General features: G+C 70.9%; 22 protein-coding genes and 2 pseudogenes. 8 read left to right on the plus strand and 16 right to left on the minus strand.

Annotation, left to right across the window (positions count from 1 at the left end):
• Positions 1-215: 215 nt before the first annotated feature.
• The gene (locus tag C1I98_RS18080) at positions 216-986 is read right to left on the minus strand and encodes a TetR/AcrR family transcriptional regulator (protein WP_233507969.1); all 771 of its coding nucleotides are present in this window, start codon (positions 984-986) and stop codon (positions 216-218) included.
• 70 nt (positions 987-1,056) lie between these two features.
• Here C1I98_RS18080 and C1I98_RS18085 point away from each other — a divergent pair, with 70 nt between their 5' ends.
• Positions 1,057-1,434: a hypothetical protein gene (locus C1I98_RS18085; RefSeq protein WP_199537020.1), complete on the plus strand. Its 378-nt coding sequence runs from the start codon at positions 1,057-1,059 to the stop codon at positions 1,432-1,434.
• A gap of 17 nt (positions 1,435-1,451) precedes the next feature.
• On the opposite strand, the gene C1I98_RS18090 is transcribed toward C1I98_RS18085, so the two are convergent.
• Complete coding sequence (locus C1I98_RS18090; RefSeq protein WP_111168631.1) at positions 1,452-2,027, minus strand: TetR/AcrR family transcriptional regulator; 576 nt, start codon at positions 2,025-2,027, stop codon at positions 1,452-1,454.
• 71 nt (positions 2,028-2,098) lie between these two features.
• Between C1I98_RS18090 and C1I98_RS18095 the strand changes: the two genes are divergently transcribed.
• The 4 genes from C1I98_RS18095 to C1I98_RS18110 all read left to right on the plus strand — a co-directional run bounded on the left by C1I98_RS18095 (position 2,099) and on the right by C1I98_RS18110 (position 5,227).
• Positions 2,099-2,596, plus strand: coding sequence for an FBP domain-containing protein (locus C1I98_RS18095; protein WP_111168632.1), 498 nt, complete (start codon positions 2,099-2,101; stop codon positions 2,594-2,596).
• A 104-nt stretch (positions 2,597-2,700) separates the two neighbouring features.
• A complete protein-coding gene (locus C1I98_RS18100) occupies positions 2,701-3,846 on the plus strand; it encodes a S1 family peptidase (RefSeq protein WP_111168633.1) in 1,146 nt (381 codons plus the stop codon).
• A 74-nt stretch (positions 3,847-3,920) separates the two neighbouring features.
• Entirely contained in the window at positions 3,921-4,181 is a 261-nt protein-coding gene (locus tag C1I98_RS18105) for an AbrB/MazE/SpoVT family DNA-binding domain-containing protein (protein ID WP_233507970.1), read from the plus strand.
• A complete protein-coding gene (locus C1I98_RS18110) occupies positions 4,178-5,227 on the plus strand; it encodes an alpha/beta fold hydrolase (protein ID WP_111168634.1) in 1,050 nt (349 codons plus the stop codon). The genes C1I98_RS18105 and C1I98_RS18110 overlap by 4 nt, the downstream gene beginning before the upstream one ends.
• A gap of 457 nt (positions 5,228-5,684) precedes the next feature.
• On the opposite strand, the gene C1I98_RS18115 is transcribed toward C1I98_RS18110, so the two are convergent.
• The 5 genes and pseudogenes from C1I98_RS18115 to C1I98_RS18135 form a co-directional block, all read right to left on the minus strand.
• Complete coding sequence (locus tag C1I98_RS18115; protein WP_199537021.1) at positions 5,685-6,083, minus strand: hypothetical protein; 399 nt, start codon at positions 6,081-6,083, stop codon at positions 5,685-5,687.
• Entirely contained in the window at positions 6,080-6,460 is a 381-nt protein-coding gene (locus C1I98_RS18120; protein WP_111168635.1) for an SgcJ/EcaC family oxidoreductase, read from the minus strand. Before C1I98_RS18120 ends, C1I98_RS18115 begins: the two co-directional genes overlap by 4 nt.
• Before the next feature lie 98 nt (positions 6,461-6,558).
• Positions 6,559-6,906 (minus strand): annotated as a pseudogene (locus C1I98_RS45665) (DUF5990 family protein); the annotation flags it as partial.
• Positions 6,907-6,960: 54 nt separating this feature from the next.
• A complete protein-coding gene (proS, locus tag C1I98_RS18130) occupies positions 6,961-8,403 on the minus strand; it encodes a proline--tRNA ligase (RefSeq protein ID WP_111168636.1) in 1,443 nt (480 codons plus the stop codon).
• A 54-nt stretch (positions 8,404-8,457) separates the two neighbouring features.
• Positions 8,458-8,868, minus strand: a complete 411-nt coding sequence (locus C1I98_RS18135; RefSeq protein ID WP_199537022.1) for a LysR family transcriptional regulator substrate-binding protein — start codon at positions 8,866-8,868, stop codon at positions 8,458-8,460.
• Between the two features lie 43 nt (positions 8,869-8,911).
• On the opposite strand from C1I98_RS18135, the gene C1I98_RS18140 reads away from it, so the two are divergent.
• The gene (locus C1I98_RS18140) at positions 8,912-9,949 is read left to right on the plus strand and encodes an aldo/keto reductase (RefSeq protein WP_111168638.1); all 1,038 of its coding nucleotides are present in this window, start codon (positions 8,912-8,914) and stop codon (positions 9,947-9,949) included.
• Positions 9,950-9,956: 7 nt separating this feature from the next.
• Here C1I98_RS18140 and C1I98_RS18145 read toward each other — a convergent pair whose 3' ends face one another.
• The 4 genes from C1I98_RS18145 to C1I98_RS18160 all read right to left on the minus strand — a co-directional run bounded on the left by C1I98_RS18145 (position 9,957) and on the right by C1I98_RS18160 (position 13,730).
• Positions 9,957-10,205, minus strand: coding sequence for an alpha/beta hydrolase domain-containing protein (locus C1I98_RS18145; RefSeq protein WP_111168639.1), 249 nt, complete (start codon positions 10,203-10,205; stop codon positions 9,957-9,959).
• Between the two features lie 378 nt (positions 10,206-10,583).
• Positions 10,584-11,801 (minus strand): CynX/NimT family MFS transporter, encoded by a 1,218-nt coding sequence (locus C1I98_RS18150; protein WP_111168640.1) that lies wholly within the window; start codon positions 11,799-11,801, stop codon positions 10,584-10,586.
• Positions 11,798-12,505 carry a FadR/GntR family transcriptional regulator gene (locus tag C1I98_RS18155; RefSeq protein WP_111168641.1) on the minus strand — a complete coding sequence of 236 codons (708 nt, stop codon included), beginning with the start codon at positions 12,503-12,505 and terminating at the stop codon, positions 11,798-11,800. Before C1I98_RS18155 ends, C1I98_RS18150 begins: the two co-directional genes overlap by 4 nt.
• Before the next feature lie 67 nt (positions 12,506-12,572).
• Complete coding sequence (locus C1I98_RS18160; RefSeq protein WP_111168642.1) at positions 12,573-13,730, minus strand: erythromycin esterase family protein; 1,158 nt, start codon at positions 13,728-13,730, stop codon at positions 12,573-12,575.
• 90 nt (positions 13,731-13,820) lie between these two features.
• Between C1I98_RS18160 and C1I98_RS18165 the strand changes: the two genes are divergently transcribed.
• Positions 13,821-14,504 (plus strand): TioE family transcriptional regulator, encoded by a 684-nt coding sequence (locus C1I98_RS18165; RefSeq protein ID WP_111168643.1) that lies wholly within the window; start codon positions 13,821-13,823, stop codon positions 14,502-14,504.
• Positions 14,505-14,519: 15 nt separating this feature from the next.
• Here the strand turns inward: C1I98_RS18165 and C1I98_RS42970 are convergent, their stop codons facing one another.
• Together C1I98_RS42970 and C1I98_RS18175 are read right to left on the minus strand one after the other, a co-directional pair.
• Entirely contained in the window at positions 14,520-14,732 is a 213-nt protein-coding gene (locus C1I98_RS42970) for a hypothetical protein (protein WP_199537023.1), read from the minus strand.
• Positions 14,733-14,777: 45 nt separating this feature from the next.
• Positions 14,778-15,152, minus strand: a complete 375-nt coding sequence (locus C1I98_RS18175; protein ID WP_111168648.1) for a nitroreductase family deazaflavin-dependent oxidoreductase — start codon at positions 15,150-15,152, stop codon at positions 14,778-14,780.
• A 98-nt stretch (positions 15,153-15,250) separates the two neighbouring features.
• On the opposite strand from C1I98_RS18175, the gene C1I98_RS18180 reads away from it, so the two are divergent.
• On the plus strand, positions 15,251-15,937 hold the full coding sequence (locus C1I98_RS18180; RefSeq protein WP_111168644.1) for a TetR/AcrR family transcriptional regulator: 687 nt from the start codon (positions 15,251-15,253) through the stop codon (positions 15,935-15,937).
• A gap of 16 nt (positions 15,938-15,953) precedes the next feature.
• Here C1I98_RS18180 and C1I98_RS18185 read toward each other — a convergent pair whose 3' ends face one another.
• The 3 genes and pseudogenes from C1I98_RS18185 to C1I98_RS43975 all read right to left on the minus strand — a co-directional run.
• Positions 15,954-16,121: a hypothetical protein gene (locus C1I98_RS18185; RefSeq protein ID WP_199537024.1), complete on the minus strand. Its 168-nt coding sequence runs from the start codon at positions 16,119-16,121 to the stop codon at positions 15,954-15,956.
• 1,160 nt (positions 16,122-17,281) lie between these two features.
• Entirely contained in the window at positions 17,282-17,659 is a 378-nt protein-coding gene (locus tag C1I98_RS18200) for a TnsA-like heteromeric transposase endonuclease subunit (RefSeq protein ID WP_111168646.1), read from the minus strand.
• Positions 17,650-17,850: pseudogene (locus tag C1I98_RS43975) on the minus strand (TnsA-like heteromeric transposase endonuclease subunit); the annotation flags it as partial. The gene C1I98_RS18200 and the pseudogene C1I98_RS43975, both read right to left, overlap by 10 nt.

The raw sequence follows: 17,850 nt of genomic DNA on the forward strand, positions 1-17,850 counted from the left end.
GGCCGGGGGCCGCTAGGGATCGGTCCCGGGGCGGCGGCCGGCCAGGCCGCGTCCGGCCGCGCTGTCACCGAAGGCGGACGCCGGGCGGCCGGCATGGGTGGGCCCTCCGACCGGCCTCGCCGAGCAGCGCATGCGCCAACGGTAAACCCGGCGGACATCGGTAGCGATATCCGTAGGATGTACCGATTTCCTGCAGATTCCGGAGCCGGCGACGGTCAGCGCGGCCCGTGCTCGCGGTCGTCCGCTAAGGGCCCGGCCGGTGCGGGCAGGCCCGCGGCGATGCGGTCCAGGACGCGCTCCAGCCCGTACCGGAACTGCTCATCACGGCTCAGATGCGGCCCGCGCGCCTGATTCACCATCTTGCTGAAGATCGGATAGTCCCCGCTGTCCAGCAACTGCCGGATGCGCGGATAGCCGCGCGCCAGCCACTCCGCCTCGCTGAGCCCGCTGCGGCGGACCTCCTGGACCAGGCCGACCTCCTCACGGGCGGTGCTTTCGACATAGCCGGTCAGCATGGCCAGCAGATCGAGGTTCTCGTCGATGGAGACGAGCGGGTCCAGAACGCCCATCACGCGTTCGATCAGGCGCACCTGGTTGGGGCCGTAGCTGTGGATCGAGCGGTTCACGGTGGCGATCCACGGATGCCTCAGCCACATCCCCCGCAGCCCGTCGGCGTACCGCCTCAGGTCGGCCCGCCAGTCGCCGGAGGGCAGCCCCGCAACGTCGATCTCGCCCATCAGCCGGTCGGCCATGAGCTCGATGAGGTCGTCGCGGCCGGGGATGTAGCGGTAGAGGGACATCGCGCCCGCGCCGATCTCGGCGGCGATCCGCCGCATGGTGGCGGCCTCCAGCCCTTCGGCGTCGGCGATCCGGAGCGCCGCCTCGGTGATCTGGGTCCGGCTGTAGGCCGGTTTCGGCCCCCTGGCCGGGCGCTCGGGCCGCATCCAGATGTTCACGTACTCGGCGTCGGCCATCCCACCCCCCACTTGCGTACATCGTACCCAGTAGTCTATTTTGACCGCGAGAACCGCGTACACTGTACCCAGTGGAGGGATCATGACCGGCGCGCAGGGGACGGCGAACGCCCCGGGCGGCGGGCCGCCGATCAGCGCCGTCACCGGACGGATCCGGCGGCGCGGCGCGTGGCGGGTCCCCCGGGCGCTCACGGTCGCATCCGCGCTCGGAGCGGTCGATCTGGACCTGTCCCGGGCGATCATCGAACATCCCGTGATCGACATCGAGTTACGGCTCGGCACCGGCCGGGCGAGGATCACGGTGCCGCGCGACGCGGTCGTCGAGGTCGCCGGCCTGCACGCCGGCTGGAGGGAACCGCGCCACAAGACCCGGCGGTGCGCCCGCCCGGGCGGGGTGCGGGTCCGGATCTCCGGATCCATGGGGCTGGGACGGCTGACGATCCGCCACGCCCGGCGCTGAGCCGCCAAGGGGCGCGGTCAGTCCGAGGGCCAGTTGGACAACGTGGCGTCGAGGGCGTCCAGGATCTTCGACCATGAGGCGCCGGTGTCGCGAAGATGGGCGGAGTGCGCGAACGCCTGTGCCGTCTCCAGGCTCACGAACCCGTGAAAGACGCTGCCCAGCAGCCGGATCGCGTCGATGTGCCCGGACTCGGGGATGCGGTAACCACGCAGGATCGCCCGGGTCATCTCCACATGCCGCCCCCCGGCGCTGGCCGCCGCGGTCTCGGGATCGAGGCTGAACCTGGTGGCGGCGTAGCGCCCGGGATGACTTTTGGCGTAGTCCCGGTAGGCGTTGGCGAAGGCCACCAGGGCGTCATTACCCGAGCGCCCGGCCAGCGCGGCGCCGGCCTGGTCGGCGAGCTCGGCCAGCGCGAACAACGCCACCTTCACCCGCAGGTCCCGCATGCTCGTGATGTGGGAGTACAGGCTGCCCTCCTTGACGCCGAAGCTGCGCGCCAGCGCCGTGACCGTCACGTTCTCAAAGCCGATCTCGTCGGCCAGATCCGCCGCCACCTGCGTCAGGCGTTCGACGGTCACCCCCGCGCGGGCCATGGTCGTCCTCCTCAAAGCTAAGCCACTTATCAATTTGCATAATAGCCTTAGCTTTGATTAGCCTCTCACCCATGAGGGAGATCACAGAGAGTGACATCCGCAGATCCTTCGTCAACTGCTCCAAGGGCGAGGCGCGGCGGCTCGGCCTGCCCGACGACCTCGCCGACCGGCCGTGGGCGGATCTCGACTTCCTCGGCTGGCGCGATCCGAGCGCGCCCGGCCGGGCCTACCTGGTCGCCGAGCGCGGCGACCAGCTGATCGGCGTGGCGCTGCGGGCGACCTCCGGCGGCGCGCGCGGTTTCACCGCGCGCAGCATGTGCTCGCTGTGCCTGACCACGCGCACCGGTGGTGGCGTGGCGCTGATGGCCGCCGGTCGCGTCCGCGAGGCCGGGCGTCAGGGCGACACCGTCGGCCAGTACCTCTGCGGCGACCTCGACTGCTCGCTGTACCTGAGAGGCAAGAAGGAGACCGTGGGCAGCGGGGACCTGACGGAGACCCTGCCGGTGGAGCAGAAGATCGCCCGCCTGCGCGCCAACCTGGACGCCTTCCTGGACAAGATCACTCGGTGACCTGGCGGCCGGACTTCGCATATCGCGGCGGGATGACTTCATTGGTAGGTCCACGCCTGCGCCGCCCGCCGTACCGTGGCGGCACCGCCATGTGAGGAGTCGCCATGCGCAGGGACCGTACTGCCGCCGCGGGCCTGGTGCTCGCGGCGGGCGCGCTCATACTCTCCGCCACTCCCGTCCAGGCACGGCCGGCCCCGCCCGCCCAGCCGCCTGGGCAGATCGAATCGATGCAGCGTGACCTGGGCCTGACCGCCGACCAGGCCGTCCGGCGGCTGGCCGCCGAACGGCGGGCGGCCGACCTGGCGCCCGCACTGCGCACCCGCCTGGCCGACCGCTTCGGCGGCTCCTGGATGGACGAGACCGGCGCGCTGGTGGTCGCCACCACCGACGCCGCCGACGTCCGTGCCCTCACCGCGGCGGGCGCGCGGCCCGTCGTCGTCGGCCGGTCGCTGGCCGACCTGGAGTCGATCGTCGACACGCTCAACCGGGCATCGGCCCCAGGCCAGGCGATCCGTGGCTGGCACGCGGACGTACGGGCCAACCACGTCGTGGTGTTGGCCGCCGACACGGCTGCCGGGGAGGCGTTCGTGCGGGCGAGCGGCGTGGACCGCGCCGCCGTACGGGTCGAGGTCACCGCCGAGCGGCCGGTACCGTACCGCGACGTCCGCGGCGGCGACCCGTTCTACCTCACCAACGCCCAGCGCTGCGTGATCGGCTTCACGGTGCGCCAAGGCAAGAAACAGGGATTCGTCACCGCCGGCCACTGCCTCAAGCCCCGATCGGACGGCACGCCCCCGAGCACGATAGGCAAGGTCGAGGGCTGGTCCTATCCTGGCGACGACTACGCCTGGGCGTCCCTCGATCCAGAGTCGAAGGCGGTCGGCCTGGTCGGCCGCCCGGTGGGCATCCCGATCGCCGGCTCCACCGAGGCGCAGCCGGGCACCAGGGTCTGTGCCTACGGGGCGACCGTAAGCTCGCGCTGCGGCACCGTCCAGCAGTACAACGCCACCATCAACTACCCCGACGGCACGGTCACCGGCCTGATCCGCACGACGATCTGCTCCCAGCCCAGCGACTCCGGAGCGCCGCTCCTGGCCGGCAACCAGGCCCAGGGCGTGCTCTCCGGCGGCACCGGCAACTGCTCCGTCGGCGGGACCAGCTACTTCCAGCCGATCAACGAGGTCCTGGCCGTCTACGGACTCACCCTGATCACCGCCATCTCCCCACCCGGGGTCGCCTCCGGCCGATGACCGCGCCGCCGTCCCCAAGGTGTGAAAGGTAGGAAAAGTAGGTACAGTGTCCCTTGTTGGTATAGGAGGGGCACATGGCCGGGAAGATGATCGAGGGGCCGGACGGCCGCTACATCGTGGGGACGGTGAAGATCGGAGAAAAGGGGCAGATCGTCATCCCGAAGGATGCGCGAGACCTGCTCGACCTCCAGCCGGGTGACACCCTGCTGGTGCTCGTGGACCGCGACCAGGGCATCGCGCTCGTGGACAACGAGCGATTCCGGCACTTCGCCACCGGGGTGCTCGCCGCAGAGGAAAGGCCCGCCACCGGCGAAGGTCAGGAGGCGGGCCGATGACCGCCTATCGCAACCCCTTCGAAGGACAGCGCGAACCACTGACGCCCGAGCTGGTCAAGGCCGGGTTCCGGCAGGAGTCCGCCGAGTTCGACGGAGTGCTCATCAACTACGTCCGCGGCCCGGAGGCAGGCGTCCCGCTCCTGCTCATCCCCGGCCAGATGAGCCTGTGGAGCAGCTATCGCAAGGTCCTGCCCGACCTCGCGCGGCGCTTCACCGTCTACGCCGTCGATGTGCGCGGGCACGGCAACTCCTCCTGGACGCCGGGCGAGTACTCCTGGCACTCCGCGGGGACCGACCTCGCGCACTTCCTGCGCGAGGTCATCGGCGGGCCCGCGATCGTCAGCGGAAACTCCTCCGGCGGCGTCCTCGCGCTGTGGTGCGCCGCCAACGTCCCCGATCACGTCTCGGCGATCGTGCTGGAGGATCCGCCGATCTTCTCCACCGAGTGGCCCCGCTTCCGCGACCGGGACCGGTGGGTGTACGGCAGCCTCGAATACGCCGTGCGGGCGTTCGGCGACATCGAAAGCCGGCGGCCGGCCGACATCTACCGCCAGGAGATCCCGATCGGCGAGGACAAGATCATCCGGATGCCGGATCGTTTCGTCGACCTCCTGGACCGGCTGGTCACCCGGTACCGGCGGCGGCACCCCGGCCGCCCGGCGAGCCTGGGGGTGCGCTGGCTGCCGAAGTCCCTGGACGAGATGATCCGCGCGGTGTCGATGTTCGACCCCGACTTCGCCAGGGCGTTCGTCGACGGCCGCTTCTACGGCGACTTCTCCCCCGAGGCCGCGCTGCGGCGGACGACCTGCCCGGTCCTGCTGCTGCACGCCAACTGGCAGCGGTTCGAGAAGCACGGGCTGGTCGGTGCCATGGACGACGACGACGCCCGCCGGGTGCGCGAACTGGCCCCGCAGACCGTCTACCGGCGGATCGACGCCAAACACGTCGCCCACGATGACAAACCCGAGGTGTTCACCGCCGCCGTGACCGAGTTCGCGGAAGAGCTCATCTCCTCGGGGGCCATCGAAGGCGCCAGGCGCCGCTGAGCCATGCGCACGCGCCGCCGGGTCGCGGTAGCGTGCGGATATCGCGTCCCCGCCCATCGGAGGTGATCACGGTGCACCCGGTCTTGCGACCGCCCCATCCCGGGGTGTCACGGAGCCGAAAGGTGACCGTATGAGCAAGGCCGACAAGACCCGTCCCGTGTGGGTGCGGATGGCCGACCGGCCGCCGGTGACCTGCGTGCCCGTACGCGATCACCGGGACGGCGTCTGCACGCTGCCCGACGAGACCACGGCGTGGAGCGCGTCTTTGAGCCACCGCCCGAGCGGTTGCCGCTGGAGCGCCACCGCCTACGCCTACTGTCTGTTCGGTTACGGCACCGGCGGGCGGGAGTGGTACGCCTGCGGCGCGAGGCTCGCCGCCGGCTGCGCGTCCGGCGCGACGACGACTGAGCCGAGCCCATGGGTCCGGGGCGGCGCACACCGCCCGGACCCACCGAATTCAGGCCGGGTGCGTGGCACGCCCCAGCCGCCGCCCCACCCGGGCGAGCCTTTCCGTCAGGCCCGCCCGCGTGCTCTCGGCGAAACCGATGAACAGGCGGTTGGCCAGCGGTACGCCCCAGCGTCCCCAGCGCGCCACATCGAAGACGCGGTGGACGAGCAGCGTGCCCCGCGGATGCGGTTCGACGCTCCACTCGCCCCGATACCACCAGCCGCCCTGGAACGCGATGGTGTGGCCGGTCACCTCCACCGTCGAGGTGTGACCGGGGGCGTCCTGGACGGAGAACCGGCCCTCGCGCCTGCCGCCGGGCAGCAACTCCTCGGCCAGGGCCTGCCATGCCTCGCCGACCGGGGCCTCGATGATCCCGGCCGCCTCGGCGATCAGCTTCTTCTTCGTCATGACGCCACCCGGGTGTTCTGGAACGAGGCGAAGCGCCATCCCTCGGGGGTGCGCACGGCGGTCAAGGAGACGATCGAGGTGCGGAAATCGCCTGCCAGCGTGGTACCGCCCACGGAGATCGCCAGCATCGCGCCGTCGGCCAGCGGCCTGATCGCCGCCTCGCCGCCGCCCGCGGCCATGGTGGAGCCCTTGAGCGGTCCGTCGAAGAGCCGGCGATGCACGGACTCGATGATCTGCCGTCCCTTGCCGTGCCTGCCGTCGAAGGAGATGTAGTCGGCGTCCCCGGTGAACAGGGCCGCGTAGGCGGTGGCATCACCGGCGTTCCACGCCTCGGCGAGGCGTGCGAGCAGGCCGGTGATCTCTTCGTGGTCGGACATGGCGGGAACTCCTCCTTCGGGTGACGTGTCTTATTAAGTGCAAGCTGCAATATAGAAGGAGGCATCATTATGCGGATCTTGGTCATCGGCTCGACCGCGCCGTCGGTCAGGCCCAGCCGCGCGACCAGCAGTCCCGCCCGCACCGCGGCCTCCAACGTGTCCGCGGGAACGGCGGCGTCGAAGCACAACTTCGCCCGCCGGAACATCGAGAACACCCCGTTCTCGTCCACCGCGCCCCACGACAGGTACACGAACCGGCCGCGAAGGTCCCAGCCGCCCTCCCGGGCCGTGGCGGTGACCTCGAGCTCCCAGGTGACCGCGGGCGCGTCACCGCGATGCAGCCCCAGCAGCTCGCCGGGGCGCGCCCGCCGCTGCACCCCCACATGGACATTGCGATACCCGGGAAACCCGGTGCCTGAGGGCAGTCGCGGCCGGGCAGGTCGGATGCCTCGATGCGGTCAGCACCCTGTCATCCTCACATCACGGGCCCGGCCGCCCGGTCAGTAGGCGCGGCCGAAGAGCACCCGCTTGCCGTAGGCGGCCGGCGCGCCGCAGTGTACGCAAGACCCGGACTCCGGCTCGCCGTCCAGCGGGATGCACCGCGGCGTCGCCGCGGTCTTGGCCTTGATCTCATCTTCACAGGCGGCCTCGCCGCAGTGCAGCGCCGACGCCCAGCCGGTGGCGACCGCCTGGGAGAACGCCTCCCAGGTGTCGGTCCGGCTGGTGTGCGAGTCGCGAAAAGCGGTGGCCCGCTCCAGCAGGAACGCCTGGAAGTCGGCCAGCACACCGGGCATCAGCTCGGGCACCGACGCCAGCGGAACCGGCTGCTTGCCCTCCTCGCCGAGGCGCTTGACCATGACCGCGGTGCCCGACTCCAGGTCGCGGGGCCCGAGTTCGAGACGGACCGGTACGCCGCGCAGCTCCCAGTCGTTGAACCGGAAACCGGGGGAAAGCTGGGCGCGGTCATCGACATGGGCGCGGACACCGGCGGCCTTGAGCCGCCCGGCCAGCTCACGCGCCGCGGACAGGGTGTGCTCGCCCTGCTCGCCGCGGCCGATGGGGACGATCACGACCTGGTGGGGCGCGAGCATGGGCGGCAGGACGAGTCCCTTGTCGTCGCCGTGGGTCATGATCACGCCGCCGAGCATGCGAGTGGACATGCCCCAGGAGGTGGTGTGGCACAGTTCGAGCCGACCGGCCTCGGAGGTGTACTGGATCTCGAAGGCCTTGGCGAAGTTGGTGCCCATGTAGTGGGAGGTCCCGGCCTGCAGGGCCTTGCCGTCGCGCATCATGCCCTCGATGGTGAAGGTCCGCACGGCCCCGGCGAACCGTTCACCGGGGGTCTTCTCCCCCGGCACCACCGGAATGGCCGCGATGTCGCGGGCCACCTCGGCGTAGATGTCGAGCGCGAGCATGGTCTCGCGCATGGCGTCGGCCTCGTCGGCGTGCGCGGTGTGGCCTTCCTGCCACAGGAACTCCGTGGTGCGCAGGAACATCCTGGGCCGCAGCTCCCAGCGCACCACGTTGGCCCACTGGTTGAGCAGCAGCGGCAGATCCCGGTGGGAGGAGATCCACTTGGCCATCATCTCGCCGATGATGGTCTCGGAGGTGGGCCGGACCACCAGCGGCTCGTCGAGTTCCTTGCCGCCCGCGTGGGTGACGACGGCCAGCTCGGGTGAGAAGCCCTCGACGTGCTCGGCCTCCCGGCGAAGGTAGCTTTCCGGGATGAGCAGCGGGAAGTAGGCGTTCTCGTGGCCGGTGTCCTTGATGCGCCGGTCGAGCTCGGCCTGGAGCAGCTCCCACAGACGGTAGCCGTAAGGTCGGATGATCATGGTGCCCTTGGCCGGGCCGCGGTCCACCAACTGGGCCTTGGCGACCAGCTCGTTGTACCAGGCCGAGAAGTCCTCGCTCTGAGGGGTCACACCGCGTTCATCACGTGCCATGCAGGGAGAATAGCGCGGATCCGGCACCCCGGATCCCCGGTCGCCCGTCCCGCGCTACGCCGCGCGGGTGAGGAACCGCCCGGCCGACTCGCGGAAGTGGACGACCAGCGGGTCACGGTCGCCGGCCCGGGTGATGACCGCCACCTGACAGGGCGGGGCGTCATCGATGGGGACCACGGCGAGGTCGTCGCGCAGCGTGCCGCGCCGGTCGCCGGCGGGCAGCACGGCGACGGCCGCGCCGTCGGCGATGAGTTCGAGCTTGTCCTCGAAGGTGTCGACGACCAGGGGCCCCAGCGGTGCCGGCCGGCCGCCGGGCCGGGGTTCGAGCCGCCAGAAACCGCTCCACGCGGCGGTGGCCCCGGTACACGGCACCAGGGCTTCGCCTGCGAAGTCCTCCGGGGTGATCGACTTTTTTCCGGCGAGCCGGTGGGTGGCCGGGCGCTTCCGTGCGGAGCCCGATTCCACCCGTCCGCCGCGACCCCGCTCGCGATGCGGTAAGGAGCCCTCCATGGACCACCGTCCGCTGGGACGCACCGGCGTCTCGGTCAGCCCGCTGTGCCTGGGCGCGATGATGTTCGGCGCCTTCGGCAACGCCGACCACGACGACGCGATCAAAATCGTTCACCGCGCACTCGACGCCGGGATCAACTTCATCGACACCGCCGACGTCTACTCCGGCGGAGAGTCGGAGGAGATCGTCGGCAAGGCGCTCGCCGGCGGGCGGCGCGAGGACGTCGTGCTCGCCACCAAGGTCGGCCTGCCGCTCGGCGATGACCCCAACCGGGGCGGGACCTCGCGGCGGTGGATCAACGAGGCGGTCGAGGGCTCGCTGCGCCGGCTGGGCACCGACCGGATCGACCTCTACCAGGTCCATCGCCTGGACGCGTCCGTCGATGTCGATGAGACGCTGGGCGTGCTGTCTGATTTGGTACGGGCCGGGAAGATCCGGATGTTCGGCGCGTCCAGCGTGCCCGCGTCCCAGATCGCCGAGGCGCACTGGACCGCCGAGCGCCGTGGCCGCGAACGCTTCCGTACCGAGCAGCCGCCGTACTCCCTGCTCGTGCGCGACGCCGAGTACGACGTGCTGCCGACCTGCCGGCGGCACGGAATGGGCGTGCTGACCCACAGCCCGCTGGCCGGCGGCTGGCTGACCGGCCGCTACCGCAAGGGCCGGGAGATCGCCGGGCCGGGTTCGGCGGCCAGGCTGCGCCGCTTCCCCGCCGCCTACGACGCCACCGCCCCGGCGAACGCCGCGAAGCTCGATGCCGCCGACGCCCTCGGGGCGCTCGCCGACGAGGCCGGGATGACGCTCGTGCAGATGGCGATCGCGTTCGTCATCCGCCACCCGGCGGTGACGTCCGCGATCGTCGGCCCGCGCACCATGGAGCACCTGGAGTCCTACCTGGCGGCCGACGGCGTCGAGCTGCCCGGCGACGTGCTCGATCGCATCGACGAGATCGTGCCTCCCGGGCACACGATCAACGTCGCCGACAACATGTGGCACACCGCCACCTCCGCCTTGGAGGCCACGTCCCGCCGCCGGTAGCGCCCCTTCAGCCGGCGGGGTGGTACGCGGCGGCGGCCAGGGCCTTGATCTCCTCGCCGTCGGCCGCCAGCATGAAGCCTTCGGCGATCGCGGTGTCGGTGGCCGCGCCGAAGACCGCCGGGTAGTCATCGGCGCCACCCGGGTAGAGCCGGGCCAGGGTGTCGGCGGTGAAGGGAACGGTCTGGCCGAAGAGCCTTTCGTAAGGCCGTCGTTGGGGCTGATCCCGGTCAGCACGGCGGTCGGCGCCTCCATCCACGGGGTGCTGAGGCGCCGAGCGCGTTGCCGAGGTCGTCGCGGCGCAGCTCGGGCGGCGACCCGGGCCTGGCATCCAGGGGCGCGGCGTGCGGCGGGGGCGGGCCCGCGGCCCCGACCCTCGTACCGACGAATACCTCACCAGCATGTCCGACGCGGACATGCTGGCCATGCTCCCCCGCCAGGCCCGCACGGTGGACCAGGCCGAGCGCGACCTGCGCGCCTGGGTGCGGCTGCTGCGTGATCGCGGAGTGACATGGCCAGGATCGGCGAGGCTCTGGAGTGACCCGCCAGGCGGCCTGGGACCGGTTCGCCGCCGCCGCCGCCGACGTCGCCGCCGCCGCCGGCGGCGGCGGCGAACCGACCGACTGAGCGGGCGGCTTCAGGAGGAGTGCGGGTCGTTGATCTGTACGTCGCGGCCCGCGCCGAATCCGGCCGCCACCATGGGCACGCAGAGGCAGATCACCACGATCAGCGGGACCGTCCAGCCGCCGGTGCGATCGTGCAGGATGCCCAGGAGCAACGGCCCGGCCGCGGCCACCAGGTAGCCGATCGACTGGGCCATGCCCGCCAGTGCGGGTGCCTGCGCGGTGCTGCCCGCGCGGTGGCTCTGGAAGGTCAGGGCCAGGACCAGGCAGGCGCCACCGCCCAGGCCGAGCAGTACGCACGACAGCAGAGCCAGCTCCGGGGAGATGAGCAGGACGACGAAGCCCGCGGCGTTCGACGCCGAGGCGGCCACCGCCGCCCACCGCTGGTCGTGGCGACCCCGGGTCAGCAGCGGCAGGAAGCCGCTGGAGACCAGGCCGACCACCTGGTAGAAGAACAGCATCCACCCGGCCTCGGCGGCGGAGACGCCCTGATGGACCAGGATGCTCGGCAGCCAGGCGATGGTCACGTAGAAGGCGAGCGACTGAAGTCCCATGAACAGGCTGACCTGCCAGGCCAGCCACGAGCGCCAGGGGGTCGCGCCGCGCGGCGCGGCCGGTCCGGCCTGCGCGGTGTCGCCCCGCAGGCGGGGGATCCAGACGGCCAGGGCCAGCACGATCAGTACCGCCCCCCAGGCCAGCGAGGTACGCCAGCCGCCCGGCAGCACCTGTGCCAGCGGCACCGAGACACCGGAGGAGACCGCCGCCACCAGTCCCATCACGGTCACGTACATGGCGCTGACCGCTCCGATGCGAGGGCCGGGCACGCTGCGCCGGATCACCGCCGGCAGCAGGACGTTTCCGCAGGCGATCGCCGCCGACAGGACCACGGTGCCGATGAACAGGAAGGCCACCGAGGGAAGTGATCTCAGTACCGTGCCCGCGGCCAGGACGATCAGCGACAGCACGAGCAGGCGCGAGGTCCCCAGCCGGTGCGAGATCCGCCCGACCAGCGGGGACGTCGCCGCGAAGGTCAGCAGCGGCAGCGTGGTGAGCAGGCCGCCCCACTGCGGCGACAGACCGCTGCCCTGCTCGATGGCGGGCAGGAGCGGGCCCACTCCGGTGAGCGTGGCCCGCAGGTTGGCCGCCACGAGGACGACCGCGACGATGAGCCCGAGCGAGACCGCGCGGCCTTCGGCCGTCGTCTCGTCCCGCACGGAGGCTTTGGCGCTCATTCGCCCGCCCCGGCCGGGGTCCGGGCGGCGGAGCGGCGCGTGACCCGCACCACCGATGACGCGACGTGCCGGGCGGCGACCTCGTCACCGGCCTCGATGGCGTCCACCAGCCGGACGTGCAGGCGGGCGTGCTCGGCGGCGGCCTCGGGGTCCCAGGGCACCGCCCTGAGCGTCGCCGTCAGGGCGGTGCCGAGATAGGCGTACACCTCGGCGAGCAGCCCGTTTCCACCGGCGTTGACCACCTCGCGGTGGAATTCGCCGTCCGCTGCGGCGAGCGCGGCCATCTCCCCGGCGCGGTTGGCCTCCTCCACGGCGGCCAGCAGCCGCCGCAGCACGCCCACCTTGCTCTCGGAACGACGCGCCGCGGCCAGCCCGGCCGCGTACTCCTCCAGGATCGCCCGGAGCTCGAAGATCTCCTCCTCCCGGGCCGCGCTCGCGCGCCGGACCAGCACGGACTCCAGCTCGCTCGCCGCCCGCACATAGGTGCCGTCGCCGACCCGGGCCTCAAGTAGGCCCAAATGCACCAGGGCGCGCAGCGCTTCGCGGACGGTGTTGCGGCTGACCTTGAGCTGCTCGACCAGAACGTGCTCCGGCGGGATCCGGGTGCCCACCGGCCACCGGCCGGACTCGATGTGGGCCCGCAGGCTGTTGACCAACTGAGCGGACATCGTCGCCGACCGATGCGGCGCCTCCAGACCTTCCATGCCGTTCCTCCAAATGTTGGACATTAGTATCGACCGGCATATGGCCATATGTCCAATCTGGAGGGGGTTACCGCTGCGGGGTGGCCTTCTGGAGGAAGACGATGCCGTCGATCGTGCCGAGGTGAGCGGGGTCGAGCGTGAAATAGGCGAAATCCTGGGATACGCGCCGGGTGGGTACGGTGACGGCCTCGGCCAGGCGGCGGGCGTCGATGAGAGCGTGATCCCATGGGAGCGCGGACAGGACGCCCTCGACGGTGCCCGGGGGCGGGGCGTCGTCGCCGGCCGTACCGAAGGCCGTGGCCAGGAAGGCGTACCGGTCGCCCAGGCGCGTCGCGGTGATCGCCCCCGCGCTCCACCACTCCAGCGACTGCTCGCCGAACGCCATGGAGCTCTCGGCGCGCTGCAGGTGGAGATTGTGGGCGAAGATCAGGGCCGGGCCGTGCTCGGCGACGGCACCCAGGTTGGCGGCCATCATCGCGTCCCGCAGGGCCGACAGCCGGGGCCACCGCGCCGGGGAGTCGTCGGCCAGCCAGTAGTGGTACCGCAGCAGGCCGGTGGCGGTGCGCCCGTACAGCTCGGCCCGCTCCCGGTCCTTCGCGCTCAGGCGCGGCGCCTGCGTGTCGAGCAGCGCCACCAGATCGTCGGCGATCAGCCGCAGCCGCTCGGCCTCGGCGGACCGGCCGATCGACTGGGCCGGCTCCATGGCCGTGGCCTCGTTGGACCACCGCTCGTCCGGGCCGAGCAGCGCATCAAGGGTCTCCAGGCTGGCGGGAAGCGGGCCGTCCAGAAGGGCGTGCAGGGCGGTGAGCGCCTGGCGCGGGCTCTCGGCCCAGTACTCCAGCGGGCCGTCGAAGCCGAAGAACCTCAGCTTCTCCTCGTGTTCCTCGTTGTAGGCGCGCATCCAGCGCACGAGGTCGCGGTTGGCCGGGAAGGCGCCGAAGCCGTGGCTGAAGCCGCGTTCCATCACCTCGTCGAGCGTGCCGGCGCCCGTCGTGATGTGGTCGTCCACCACCAGGCCCCGCAGGCAGTCGCTCTCGATGGTGAAGGACCGGTAGCCCTCGTGCTCGACGAGGTACCGGAAGAGCTCGTTGCGCAGTTCGCCCAGTTCCCCGACGAAGTGCCTGGCCTCGCCCAGCCCGAGCAGCAGGGGCTTGGCGGGCAGCGACCGCAGGAACGCGGAAAGGCCCGCGCCGTCCAGCGGACGGGCCGTGTCGATGACATCCATGCCTTCAACGGTATCGCTGGACTCTCAGTATAGACTTTGCCGCGAACATGCCCGTTCACCTGCGAGAAACCTTCAATCGGTGGTGCACCCATGAGGCCGGTGGACCTGGCGCGCGAGCACGGTCTGTCCACCCAGGCGATCAGAAACTACGAGTACGCCGGCGTGCTGCCCGCCGCCGCACGCACCGTCCACGGCTATCGCACCTACACGCCGCTGCACGCGCAGGCGCTGCGCGCGTTCCTCGCCCTCCTGCCGGGGCACGGCCACCAGACGGCGACGTCGATCATGCAGGCGGTCAACCAGGGCGCCACCGAGGACGCGCTCCGGCTCATCGACGAAAGCCACGGCCGCCTTCTCGACGACCGCCGCACCCTCCAGGCCGTCGAAGCCGCGCTCCGCGACCTGGCGCCGGTGCCGCAGGAGCGCCGCGAGACGTTCATCGGCCCGCTGGCCAAGCGGCTCGGCCTGCGCCCCGCCACCTTGCGCAAATGGGAGAAGGCCGGACTGGTCCGGCCGCGCCGCGACCCGCAGACGGGATATCGGGTCTACAGCGCGGCCGACGTACGGGACGTGCGGCTGGCCCACCAGCTCAGGCGGGGCGGCTACCTGCTGGAGCAGATCGCCCCGCTGATCGCCCAGGTCCGCGCCGCCGGAGGCGTCGCCCCGTTGGAGTCGGCCCTGAACGACTGGCACGCCCGCCTGTCCGCGCGGGGCCGCGCCATGCTCAGGGGCGCCGCCGACCTGGACGCGTACCTCGGCGCCCTCCGGCCCTGAGCCCGTAAGCACCGGTCAGTCGCCCTGGCGGTGATCGAGAAGCACAAGGCCCGGCAGGCCCGCAGGGTGATCGGCATGTGCGCCGAGGCCGGGCTGCCCGACCCCGAGCAGGCCGTGGCCGAGATCACCTTCGTGCTCGAAGGCGCGCAGGTCACCACCCGGAACGGCAGCATCGACCATCCAGGGGATCGGCTGATGAGGATCGTCGAAGGCGTCCTGGACCGGCACCGCTCCCCCATGGCCGCATCCCAGGCGACCGCGGACCGATCGCCGTCAGCCGGCCGTCAGGTCCATGCGCAGGAACTCGGTGATGCGCAGCAGCTTCGGCGGACGTGCCACCCCCTCGGGCATGGCCCGGAACGCCTCGGCCGCCCCGACCAGGCGTGGAGCGGCGAGCTCCAGGTCCTTCCCGTCGATCCGGAGCCGCGCGCCGCCGGCCGCCAGGACGTTGCGCACCCAGTCCGAGCCCGATCCGTACACCAGGACGAACAGGTAGCCGCCATCGACCGGGTGCGCGTCCAGCGGCGTACGGTACGTCGCGCCGGAGACGCGGCCCACGTGAACCAGTATCGGCCACTTGCCGCCTGCGACCGCGCGGGGGTTGAACACCCGCTTGTTCACCTGCCCCCACCACCTGGGCATCGGCATCAGGGCCTCCTTGTTCCGCACTCGCGCTGGAAGGCTTACATATGTAAGGCTGTCTTACGTGTGTAAGCTTGTCAACCCGTCCGTCCTCTGGAGCCGACATGTCACCAGCCCCGCAGTCGTCACGGCGACCACTCAGCACCGCCCGCGTGCTGGAGGCCGCCATCCGGGTCGCGGACCGCGGCGGTGCGGAGGCGATCACCATGCGGCGGGTGGCGCAGGAGCTCGGCGTGGAGGCGATGTCCCTCTACCACCACGTACCGAACAAGGACGCCATCCTCGACGGCGTCATCGACATGGTGTTCGCGGCGATCGCGCTGCCCGTCGCCGACTGCGACGACCGCGACGACTGGCGCGACGCGATCCGCACCCGCGCCCACTCCGCACGTACGGTCCTGTCGCAGCACAGTTGGGCCCTCGGCCTCATGGACTCCCGCCGCGACCCGGGCCCGGCCACGCTACGCCAGCACGATGCCGTCCTCGGCGTGCTCCGGAGGGCGGGGTTCACGCTGCCGATGGCGGCGCACGCCGTCTCGCTCATCGACAGCTACGTCGGCGGCTTCGTCCTGCAGGAGGCGAACCTGCCGATCACGACGCCCGAGGACGTCGAGGAGGTGGCCGGCGGCATCCTGGCGCACCTACCTGCGGACGACCTGCCGTACCTCACCGAGATGATCGTCGACCATGGCCTGCGGCCGGGCTATGACCACACCAGTGAGTTCGGCTACGGCCTGGACCTGATCCTGGACGCGCTCGAAGCGCGCCGCCGAGAACCCTTGAGGCGATGATCGCCGAGGCCGGATTTCAGGGCGCGCCGAGCACGTCCGGAGTGACCAGGGCGCGGGCGGCGGCCGCGAAGTACTCGGCGGAGGCGGTGTCGGCCAGACCGAAGACGACGCCCTGGCTCAGGCCGACCAGAAGCGCGCGCAGCGCCATGGCCAGGCGCTGCGCCTCCCCCAGCTTGCAGTTCACGCCCGAGCAGCTCACCGCGTCATCCGGTACGGCGCACGGCCTCGCGGACGAGGGCGGCGTTGCCGGACGCCGGCCGGCCGTCGGGGCCGAGCAGGGTGCGAATCGCCACGAAACTGCCATCCCCCGAATCGCCACGACGTGTCAGTGCGCTGGTCAGCGCATAGTCGGGGACTGTCCCGCAACTAAATCAGGGAGTTGCACTATCCAGCCGCGGTTCCAGCAACATGAGGCGGCGCTTCGAGGCACCACCATGAATGCAGACATTGATCTTCCGGTAGATGATCAATTATGCAACGCTGCTGACGGATGCGGCAGGATTGCCATCTACTGGCAGATGGCATCTGTATTCTGACATGCGTTTTGCCAGTCAATGTCAGTAAGGCGTGTCACGAAGGTGCCAGTTGAAAGCCGCCCCAGTTGGTGCACAGGGCGCGCTACGGTGCCTTCTGTGCGCGGAGCCGGGGGTATGGGGTGCCATCGCCCGTTACAGCCGCGGTCGTGACGATCGCACGCTACTCCCAAACGGGGCGGGCTTCCCCCTATCGCCTGCTGAAGGCGTGTGCGGTCGTGGTGTGCTGGGCGGTCGGCAGATCCCGCATGGCCACGGCGATGCAGTGATCCAGTGACAGGTGGGGCGGTGGGGGCACCGGTCCAACGGCCGGCACCGCGTCGGTCAGTTCGAACAGCGCATCGCCGCGCCGGGCAGAGCAGCCCAGCAGGGCTTTCCGGAGTTCCGCCGGCTCAGCCACTCTCTGATCAGAGCGCGTTGGCGGGCGCACACCGCCTGGACGGCCACCGCACGCCTTCGGGTACTTGGTCGTACTCGCAGCATTACGCGGTGGTCGTTCCCGTCGGGAAGCACCTGCTCATCCGCTTGCAATCGAAGCTAAGCCCTCCGCCTTCAAACGTCTCCCCCGCCGGCAGATGGCGAGGTGACGGACCACGGTTAGTGTCGAGCGCAAGTTATTTGTCAGTGGGTTGCGGTATCAACGTGCTCAAGGGCAATCGCGGCATGGCGACCCGGTACGACAAGCTCGCCGTACGCTACGAGGCCGTTGTCATCATCGCTGCGATCAACCAGTGGCTCAAGGCCTTATGAAACTCGGCCTAGCTAGCAGCGGAGCTGGCGTCATGAACACCCGCCGCAACCGAGCCGCGGTCTAATCGTCGCCGCAGTGGGGATGGCGATAGCCCGCCAGCCAGCGGACATTGGCCACCAGCACCTGATCGAGCTCGCCCACTCGCCGATAGCCCCATCCCGCCGATTCACACGCCGCCGCGGTCGCTGCGAACGCCTCAGCATCGTCTGGCCCGATGCGGCCGTCCGGCCGGACGTCGATGACCATGGCGGTTCCGTCGTCGAACCGGGCGAAGAAATCCGGTGCGTGCTTGCGCTGCCTACCTTCCGCTGACCACAGCAGCCGGAACGGCTGGGAGGCAAAACCGGTCACCTGAGAGGAGAAGTCGAGCATCATGGCGCGATCACCCTCCAGCCAGGACTCGAATCCCACGTGCTCGCCGGTCGTGGCTACCACCATAGGCCAGGACCGTTGCGCTGCCCTCGATAAGAGGGAAAGGCCCGTACCGGCGGCGCGTTCTCGAACGGGGCGCTCCAGCACTGCATCAGCGATCCCCGCCGCTCAGCGACGCCACGTGCACTGACCTCCAGGTACAGCAACTCGAATCCGGCCGCCCGCGACGACTGCGCCGCCACGGCCCCTATAGCACC

The sequence above is a fragment of the Spongiactinospora gelatinilytica genome (genome assembly GCF_003236385.1).
Lineage (GTDB): Bacteria > Actinomycetota > Actinomycetes > Streptosporangiales > Streptosporangiaceae > Spongiactinospora > Spongiactinospora gelatinilytica.

Excerpts from the sequence above, each read along its gene's own strand:
- C1I98_RS18085 (WP_199537020.1), top strand. The coding sequence starts at position 1,057 with ATGACCGGCGCGCAGGGGACGGCGAACGCCCCGGGCGGCGGGCCGCCG.
- C1I98_RS18090 (WP_111168631.1), bottom strand. The coding sequence starts at position 2,027 with ATGGCCCGCGCGGGGGTGACCGTCGAACGCCTGACGCAGGTGGCGGCG.
- C1I98_RS18095 (WP_111168632.1), top strand. The coding sequence starts at position 2,099 with ATGAGGGAGATCACAGAGAGTGACATCCGCAGATCCTTCGTCAACTGC.
- C1I98_RS18100 (WP_111168633.1), top strand. The coding sequence starts at position 2,701 with ATGCGCAGGGACCGTACTGCCGCCGCGGGCCTGGTGCTCGCGGCGGGC.
- C1I98_RS18105 (WP_233507970.1), top strand. The coding sequence starts at position 3,921 with ATGGCCGGGAAGATGATCGAGGGGCCGGACGGCCGCTACATCGTGGGG.
- C1I98_RS18110 (WP_111168634.1), top strand. The coding sequence starts at position 4,178 with ATGACCGCCTATCGCAACCCCTTCGAAGGACAGCGCGAACCACTGACG.
- C1I98_RS18115 (WP_199537021.1), bottom strand. The coding sequence starts at position 6,083 with ATGACGAAGAAGAAGCTGATCGCCGAGGCGGCCGGGATCATCGAGGCC.
- C1I98_RS18120 (WP_111168635.1), bottom strand. The coding sequence starts at position 6,460 with ATGTCCGACCACGAAGAGATCACCGGCCTGCTCGCACGCCTCGCCGAG.
- proS (WP_111168636.1), bottom strand. The coding sequence starts at position 8,403 with ATGGCACGTGATGAACGCGGTGTGACCCCTCAGAGCGAGGACTTCTCG.
- C1I98_RS18140 (WP_111168638.1), top strand. The coding sequence starts at position 8,912 with ATGGACCACCGTCCGCTGGGACGCACCGGCGTCTCGGTCAGCCCGCTG.
- C1I98_RS18150 (WP_111168640.1), bottom strand. The coding sequence starts at position 11,801 with ATGAGCGCCAAAGCCTCCGTGCGGGACGAGACGACGGCCGAAGGCCGC.
- C1I98_RS18155 (WP_111168641.1), bottom strand. The coding sequence starts at position 12,505 with ATGGAAGGTCTGGAGGCGCCGCATCGGTCGGCGACGATGTCCGCTCAG.
- C1I98_RS18160 (WP_111168642.1), bottom strand. The coding sequence starts at position 13,730 with ATGGATGTCATCGACACGGCCCGTCCGCTGGACGGCGCGGGCCTTTCC.
- C1I98_RS18165 (WP_111168643.1), top strand. The coding sequence starts at position 13,821 with ATGAGGCCGGTGGACCTGGCGCGCGAGCACGGTCTGTCCACCCAGGCG.
- C1I98_RS18175 (WP_111168648.1), bottom strand. The coding sequence starts at position 15,152 with ATGCCGATGCCCAGGTGGTGGGGGCAGGTGAACAAGCGGGTGTTCAAC.
- C1I98_RS18180 (WP_111168644.1), top strand. The coding sequence starts at position 15,251 with ATGTCACCAGCCCCGCAGTCGTCACGGCGACCACTCAGCACCGCCCGC.
- C1I98_RS18200 (WP_111168646.1), bottom strand. The coding sequence starts at position 17,659 with ATGGTGGTAGCCACGACCGGCGAGCACGTGGGATTCGAGTCCTGGCTG.